Here is a 2,397-nt window from a genome sequence, read left to right as displayed (position 1 = left end):
GTAAGCGTCCGGTGAGCGGTTCTGCTCAGGCGGCGCGGTAGTTCCAAGGCAAGAGATCGTCGATTTGACGGTTGGGGTGGTCGGCGATGCGGTTGATGGTATCGCGTAGCCATGCCTCGGGATCTACGCCGTTGAGCTTGGCGGTCTCAATGAGGCTGTAGATAGCGGCGGCACGCTCGCCGCCTTTGTCCGAGCCGGCGAACAGCCAGTTTTTGCGGCCGAGGGCGACGCCGCGCAACGCGCGCTCAGCGGCATTGTTGTCGATCTCGAGCCGGCCATCGTCGAGATAGCGGCCGAGCGCCTGCCATCGCGAGAGAGCATAGCGGACAGCGATCGCCAGGTCAGATTTACGCGACAGCTTTGGCAGCGTGGTCTCGAGCCAAGTGCGCAAAGCCTGCAAGAGCGGTCCGGCACGCGTCTGTCGTTCGGACCTTCGTCGCTCAGGAGGCGCGCCGCGAATGTCGTCCTCGACGGCATAGAGCGCGGCGATCCTATCGAATGCCTCCCGCGCGACCGCGGAGCCGTTGGCGGCGTGGATATCGAAGAACTTGCGCCGGACGTGCGCCATACAGGCGACCTCAGCAATGCGATTGCCGTACAGCTTGTTGAACCCGGCATAGCCGTCGGCATGGACGTGCCCGACGAAGCCGCTGAGATGCGCGACCGGGCGCTCGCCCTTTCGATCCGGCGCATATCGAAACAGCGCGGCAGGCGGCGCGCTGCCACCGTGGCCGCGCTCGTCGCGGACATAGACCCACAGCCGCCCGGTTCTCGTACGTCCAGCGCCAGGCGCGAGTACCGGGACCGGTGTATCGTCGGCGTGGAGCGTGTCGCCGCCTGTCACATGGCGGGCGAGCGCATCAACGAGCGGCTCGAGCAGCGAAGCCGAGCGCCCGACCCAGTCCGCCATGGTCGAGCGAGCGAGATCGACACCCTCTCGCGCGTAGATCTCCGACTGGCGGTAGAGTGGCAGATGGTCGGCATATTTGGCGACGAGGATATGAGCGAGGAGCCCGGCTCCGGGCTTGCCGCGCTCGACCGGCATACTGGGCAGCGGCGCCTGGACGATCCGGTCACACGCGCGGCAGCCGAGCTTGGGCCGGACGTGGCGGATGACGCGGAACGAGGCGGGCACATAATCGAGTTGCTCGGTGATATCGTCACCGATCCGGCGCATCGGGCCGCCGCAGTCAGGGCAGATGCAGGCCGGCTCATGCAGGACCTCCTCACGCGGTAGATGATCGGGCAATGGCTGGCGGACGGGCTTGCCGACCTCGGCGCGAGGCGATGTGACCCGAGTGGCTGCAGCCTCCGCCTCGACCTCTTCGAGCGCGAGCTCCAGTTGCTCGATCTCGCGTGTGATCTTCTCCGACGAACTGCCAAACTGCATCCGGCGCAGCCGCGCCAACTGGATCTTAAGCCGCTCGGCAATGAGCTTATGGGCGTTGCGATCGGCGTCGACCTCGACCAGCAGCGCCTTCAGAAAGGCGACATCGTCGGGCAGCGATGCGACATCGATCGACATAGCCGATCATAGCATCTGGCGCTCTCCAAAGCACGCGAAACCGCCGAAAAACTGCTCTCGTCTACCAGGCAAACTGCGGCTCGGCGCTTCGTTTGGGCGCACGCCAGTCGACACCTTCAAGCAGCATCGAGAGCTGCGCCGGCGTCAGCACCGCCACGCCGGTGGCGGTGGTCGGCCAGGTGAAGCGGCCGCGCTCGAGCCGCTTGGCGTGGAGCACCATGCCCTGACCGTCCCACCACAGAAGCTTGATCAGATCGCCGCGTTTGCCGCGGAACGCGAATACCGCGCCGGAGAACGGATCCTTGTGGAGGACGCTCTGGGCCATGGCGGCGAGACCATCGAAGCCCTTACGCATATCCGTAGTGCCGGCTGCCAGAAAGACCCGCACTCCCGCGGGAGGGCCGATCATCGGCCGAGCGCATCCAGTACGAGCCGCAGCGTCGCGCGATCGACCGGCGGTATCATTCGCACCCGATGGCCAGCTGCGGTCACCACCTCGATCGAGCCTGCCGGCAGCGGCGGCGGCGATCCCGCGGGCGCTGGCAGCGCCAGTTGAACTGGTACGAACCCATCGCCTGTGCTCGGCCCCGGCACCAAGCGATCGGCAACAAAGACGCGCCGCCAGCGATAGAGCAACGACGCATCCAGGCCATGTCGACGTGCCACCGACCGCACCGTCGCCCGCGGCTCCAGCGTCTCCGTCACGAAACGCGCCTTATCCTCGTCGGACCACGGCCGCCGCACCCGCTTGCCTTGCTCTGAAACGTCGATGATCCGCGTAGCCATAAGTGCCGCACCGGTGCTGTCCACAGTGCCGCACCTGTGGCTTGCCGATTACCCGTCGCGCAAGGCGCCCCAGACCGGACGCTTAC

At 66.3% G+C, this 2,397-nt stretch carries 3 protein-coding genes; all 3 read right to left on the bottom strand.

Features of this window, described 5'->3' with window-relative positions:
* Positions 1–25: 25 nt before the first annotated feature.
* Positions 26–1,525 carry an IS66 family transposase gene (tnpC, locus tag HNO88_RS21830; protein WP_184250923.1) on the bottom strand — a complete coding sequence of 500 codons (1,500 nt, stop codon included), beginning with the start codon at positions 1,523–1,525 and terminating at the stop codon, positions 26–28.
* 61 nt (positions 1,526–1,586) lie between these two features.
* On the bottom strand, positions 1,587–1,934 hold the full coding sequence (gene tnpB / locus HNO88_RS21825) for an IS66 family insertion sequence element accessory protein TnpB (protein WP_184250921.1): 348 nt from the start codon (positions 1,932–1,934) through the stop codon (positions 1,587–1,589).
* Complete coding sequence (tnpA, locus tag HNO88_RS21820; protein ID WP_184250919.1) at positions 1,931–2,311, bottom strand: IS66-like element accessory protein TnpA; 381 nt, start codon at positions 2,309–2,311, stop codon at positions 1,931–1,933. The genes tnpB and tnpA overlap by 4 nt, the downstream gene beginning before the upstream one ends.
* Positions 2,312–2,397 lie beyond the last annotated feature (86 nt).

This window comes from Novosphingobium chloroacetimidivorans (assembly GCF_014204535.1).
GTDB lineage: Bacteria > Pseudomonadota > Alphaproteobacteria > Sphingomonadales > Sphingomonadaceae > Novosphingobium > Novosphingobium chloroacetimidivorans.
This window is presented reverse-complemented; position numbering and strand designations above follow the sequence as displayed.